Source organism: Holdemanella sp. (assembly GCF_056804935.1).
This window is the reverse complement of record NZ_DBMEXE010000112.1, coordinates 1-5143: the sequence shown is the minus strand read 5'-3', so window position 1 is coordinate 5143 and position 5143 is coordinate 1. Positions and strand designations below refer to the sequence as shown.

Here is a 5143-nt window from a genome sequence, read left to right as displayed (position 1 = left end):
TTAATCGTTGATGGTGATCCTTGGGTAGTATTAGATTTCCAACATGTTAAACCTGGTAAAGGTGCAGCTATCTTAAAAACTAAGATGAAAAACTTAAAAACAGGTAATACACAAGAAAGAAACTTCAATGCTTCAACTAAATTTGAACAAGCTAACATTTCTAAAAAAGCAGCTCAATTCTCATATGAAGCAGATTCTACATATTACTTTATGGATTTAGAAACATACGATACTTATGAATTAACAGCTGAACAAGTTGATTTCAACAAATACTTTATTGTTGAAGGGGCTGAAGTATCTTTGATGTTCTTCGAAGGAGAATTATTATCTGTTTCTGTCCCAGAAAAAGTTGAATTGACAGTAGCTGAAACAGATCCAGCCATCAAAGGTGCACCATCTAACCAAACTAAAGATGCAACTACAGATACTGGATTAACATTAAGAGTTCCACAGTTCATCGAACCAGGTGAAAAAATCGTTGTATTCTCAACAGATGGAAAATATGCAGGAAGAGCTTAATCGCTCTTCTTTTTTTAACTATGAATAAAGTCGTCTTAATTACAGGTGGTGCTCGTGGTATTGGAAGTGCAATCGCATTGGAACTCGCAAAACATGGTTATGATATTGTCATTAACTATTTAACTTCTAAACAGCCTGCCAAAGAATTAAAAGAAAAAATTGAATCTCAATATCATGTTCGTTGTCTTACCATTTGTGCTGATGTATCCGATGTAGATCAAGTAAATATAATGGTTAGTGAAATTGAAGAGAAGATGGGTGGCGTAGATGTATTAATTAATAATGCGGCTGTAGATCTTTCCAATTTGTTTCATTTAAAAAATGCCGAAGAATTTAAAAGAACATTAGATGTCAATGTAGTAGGTGCTTTTAACTGTAGTAAAAGAGTGTATAAACACATGTTGGATCAAGAATATGGAAGAATCATCAATATATCAAGTACCAATGGAATTAATACATATTATCCAATGTGTATCGATTATGATGCTTCAAAAGCAGCCTTGATTTCAATGACACACAATCTTGCGGCTGAATTTGGACCATACATCAATGTGAATTGTGTTGCCCCCGGATTTATTGGAACCGATAATGAACTAGATGGCTATGACGAAGAGTTCTTAAAGGAAGAAACAGAAAAAATCATGGTGAAACGTTATGGAAAGCCAGAAGAAGTGGCCTATCTTGTTCGTTTCTTAATTAGTGATGAAGCTAACTTCATCAACAATTCCATCATTCGTATCGATGGTGGACAGATGGGTAGCTGTTAAAAAAAGTGGTTAAATCCCTATATTTAAAGGGTATTGACCACTTTTATTCTTTATTGATTGAAGTATCGGTTGAATCGATTTGCAACGATTCCATTATCGTTGCATATTGTTTGAAACGAAAAAAGATGCACTTGGCATCTTAGTTGTTTTTCATGTTTGTTAGGGCAAGAAGAATAGAAAGTTTTCCATATTCTAATGTTAATCCACCCTGCATATATAAAGTATATGGTTCAACGACTGGAGCATCTGCACTTAGTTCGATTGTACTTCCTTGTGTAAAGCTTCCAGCAGCCATAACTTCATCAAATGGATAGCCAGGCATTGGAGCAGCCATAACACGAACAAATGAATCAATTGGACTTGTGGATTGAATACCTTGTGTAAAACTAACAAGATTTTCTTTTGATCCAAGCTCTAAAGTTTGAATGATATCCGTTCTTTCATCATTATAAGCAGGAGATACATTCTTGTATCCTAATTTTTCTAACATATAAGCTGTGAAAACGGCTGTCTTTAAAGCACTCTTTACAGCATTTGGTGCCATGAAGATACCTTTAAAGAAAGAGTTATTTAAGTTAAAGTTTGCACCCAAATCCTTACCGATTCCAGGAGCTGTTAAGCGTTCAGCTACCATGTTGATCAATTCTTTATTACCAGCTACATATCCTCCAGTAGAGGCAATTCCTCCGCCTAAGTTTTTCATCAAGGATCCAACCACAACATCCGCACCAATGTGTCCTGGTTCTAATTTTTCAACAAGTTCACCATAACAGTTATCGACCATGATAATAACATCTTTGTTTACTTCACGAATCTTTTTGATGATACGCTCAAGCTTTGAAATGGTTAATGATAAACGGTGAGCATATCCTCTAGATCTTTGGATTTCCACTAATTTTACATTGTTTTCTTTTAAACGTTCAACAATCTTATCATCATCAAAATCATCATTTACTAAATCAATTTGTTCATACTTTACACCATTGGCTTTTAAGGATTGTGTAGAATCCCCACATAAACCAATCATTTCCTGCAAAGAATCATATGGAGCACCAGAAATGGAAATCATTGTATCTCCATGTTTTAATAGAGCAGATAAAGTTAAATATAAAGCGTTTGTACCACTCATAATCTGAGGACGTACTAGAGCATCTTCACATCCGAGTACTGTCGCAAAAATACGTTCGATTTTATCACGACCTTCATCATAGTTACCGTATCCGTTAATATCCGCAAAGTCAGAATAAGAAACGTGGTTCTCAATAAATGCAGCTAAGATACGATCTGAATTGTATAAACATACATCATCAATTTTTTTATAAATATCTTTTAAAACGACATCCGATTCTTCTGCCATTTTCAATAAGTCTTTATCAATTTGTTCTAAAATCATAAATAACCTCCAAAAGTCCACTTCTTCTATTATACACGATTTAAATATTTGTGGTATGCTCAAGTCAAGATAAGAAAGAGAGTAAGATATGGAAAAAGTATTATTTTTAGATTCGCCCATGAAAGAAAAGCTGTATGGTTCAAGGCGCATCCAAGAAAAGTTTGGCTTAGGTCCTATGGACAAAAAGATTGGAGAATACTGGGCTATTAGTGCACATGATAATGGCTTAAGTAAGATCAAAAATGGAAAATATAAAGGGGAAACATTAAAAGATGTATATTTAAATCACAGAGAATTATTTGCGAATGATCCTCACGATAAGTTTCCACTATTAGTTAAAATTAATGAGATTCAAGAACCATGTTCCGTGCAAGTCCATCCAGATGATGCATATGCTAGAAAACACGAAAAAGATTATGGTAAGGCTGAATTCTGCCTGTGGCTAGATGTGGAAGAAGGCACCAAAATCATTCGTGGACATAGTGCCAAGACAAAGGAAGAGTTTAGAAAGGCTATTGAAGAAAAAGCTTGGGATACTTTATTCGTTCGAAAGCCAGTGCACGCAAATGAATTTGTTTATACACCTGCAGGAACGATTCATGGTATTGAAGGAAAGTTAATGATGGCTGAAGTGCAACAATCCAGCGATGTTACATATCGTATATATGATTATGATCGAAAAGATGCCGATGGGAATATGCGAAAACTACATATTGATCAGGCTATTGAAGTCACAAATATACCGTATATTGAACCAGATGTGCATCCAACAGTTACGATGTTAGAAGGAAATGAAGTCATTGAATATGTGAATGAAAAATATTTTAATGTGACTCAATATAAGATTCAAAATGAAATTCATATCAACAATCCTTCTTATTCACTTTGTTTACCATTAAGTGGAAATGGAATCTTACATATTGATGGAAAAGATTATGATATTCAATATTTTCCCGACCCCATCCACGCACTTGAATGGCTACATGAAGGAAAAACACCCGATCTGATTATATCGGATATACGCATGCCGCTGATGAGAGGGGACGAATTTCTACATTATTTAAAATGTAATGAGTTGTTCAAAGACATACCCGTCATCATGCTTTCCAGTGAAGAAAGTACAAGTGAAAGGATCAGGCTGCTGCAAGAAGGAGCTGTAGATTATATCCTGAAACCTTTCAACCCAATGGAACTAAAAATACGTGTCAAAAAAATCATAGAATAAATGTTACATCTCATTTATATTGGGAGACATGCTGATACTATCGAACAATTCTCTAAGATAGCTGAAGGGGCATTTTATGCCATTCAAAACAGTAGAAAAGCAAGCGAATTTATCGATAAAATACGTGAGAAATATGACATAGTGATTCTTTTCGAGCAACGGATCATCTCAAAAGACATCCCCGAAATCCAATATCTGAGAAAGAAATTTCCGGGAGTATATATCGCTCTCGTTACAGAGGGAATCAATAAGGAAGAACGGCCCGCTTACCTGAAGGCCGGTATCAATAATTCAATACCATTTAATTCTACCCCCGAAACTTTTAAAGACATAACGGAGTTTATGATGCGGCGCAAGCAGCAAAAGATTAATGATATCCACAAAAAAGGAGCAAATCTACTGTTCTTCAAGCTCCCTTTATGGAAAAGATTATTTGATATCGTCTTCTCTTCTATCGCCATATTATGTTTGTCGCCAATACTGATAATTACGGCTGTAGCCATCCGCCTGGAAAGTAAAGGTGCTGTGGTATACAAGTCGAAACGGGTAGGAAGCAATTATAAAATATTCGACTTCCTGAAGTTTCGCTCCATGTACACTGACGCAGACAAGCATCTGAGAGACTTCAACCAGCTCAATCAATATCAGACAGAAGAAGAACCGGAACTGAGCGGAGAAGAGTTCCTGATCGGTGACAATATAGAACTGAACGAAGAAGAGACCATGTTAATTTCAGATGACTTCATCATATCCGAACAAAACTATACAAGCAAAAAATCGATAGAAAAAAAGAATGCATTCGTTAAATTGGAGAATGATCCCCGCATCACCAAAGTAGGACGCATCATCCGCAAATACAGTATCGACGAGTTGCCGCAATTGGTCAATATATTGAAGGGAGATATGTCTATCGTAGGCAACCGACCCCTCCCGCTTTACGAAGCGGAACTGTTGACAAGCGATGAATATATTGACCGCTTTATGGGACCGGCAGGACTAACCGGGCTTTGGCAAGTAGAAAAACGCGGAAGCAGTGGAAAGTTATCTGCCGATGAACGTAAACAACTGGACATTAAATATGCCCAAACGTTTTCTTTCTTACTCGACATGGAGATTATCCTAAGGACTTTCACCGCGTTTATACAAAAAGAAAACGTATAACCGTACGATATCGGATCATGGATACTTTTATTCAAACAACAGATTTCATCTTATTTCTATGCTTCAGTCTGATGACTG

General features: G+C 36.0%; 5 protein-coding genes. 4 read left to right on the top strand and 1 reads right to left on the bottom strand.

Features of this window, described 5'->3' with window-relative positions; all coding sequences use genetic code 11:
• Both efp and ACZQCL_RS06105 read left to right on the top strand, forming a co-directional pair.
• Positions 1 to 519: elongation factor P (gene efp, locus ACZQCL_RS06110; RefSeq protein ID WP_482482254.1), on the top strand; the 519-nt coding region annotated here is incomplete at its 5' end.
• Between the two features lie 20 nt (positions 520 to 539).
• Positions 540 to 1286 (top strand): SDR family NAD(P)-dependent oxidoreductase, encoded by a 747-nt coding sequence (locus ACZQCL_RS06105; RefSeq protein WP_118115205.1) that lies wholly within the window; start codon positions 540 to 542, stop codon positions 1284 to 1286.
• A 139-nt stretch (positions 1287 to 1425) separates the two neighbouring features.
• Here the strand turns inward: ACZQCL_RS06105 and ACZQCL_RS06100 are convergent, their stop codons facing one another.
• Positions 1426 to 2679 (bottom strand): methionine gamma-lyase family protein, encoded by a 1254-nt coding sequence (locus ACZQCL_RS06100; protein WP_456073171.1) that lies wholly within the window; start codon positions 2677 to 2679, stop codon positions 1426 to 1428.
• Positions 2680 to 2767: 88 nt separating this feature from the next.
• On the opposite strand from ACZQCL_RS06100, the gene ACZQCL_RS06095 reads away from it, so the two are divergent.
• Both ACZQCL_RS06095 and ACZQCL_RS06090 read left to right on the top strand, forming a co-directional pair.
• A complete protein-coding gene (locus tag ACZQCL_RS06095; protein ID WP_482482251.1) occupies positions 2768 to 3904 on the top strand; it encodes a type I phosphomannose isomerase catalytic subunit in 1137 nt (378 codons plus the stop codon).
• Positions 3905 to 5065 (top strand): sugar transferase, encoded by a 1161-nt coding sequence (locus tag ACZQCL_RS06090; protein WP_482482249.1) that lies wholly within the window; start codon positions 3905 to 3907, stop codon positions 5063 to 5065.
• The last annotated feature ends 78 nt before the right edge of the window (positions 5066 to 5143 follow it).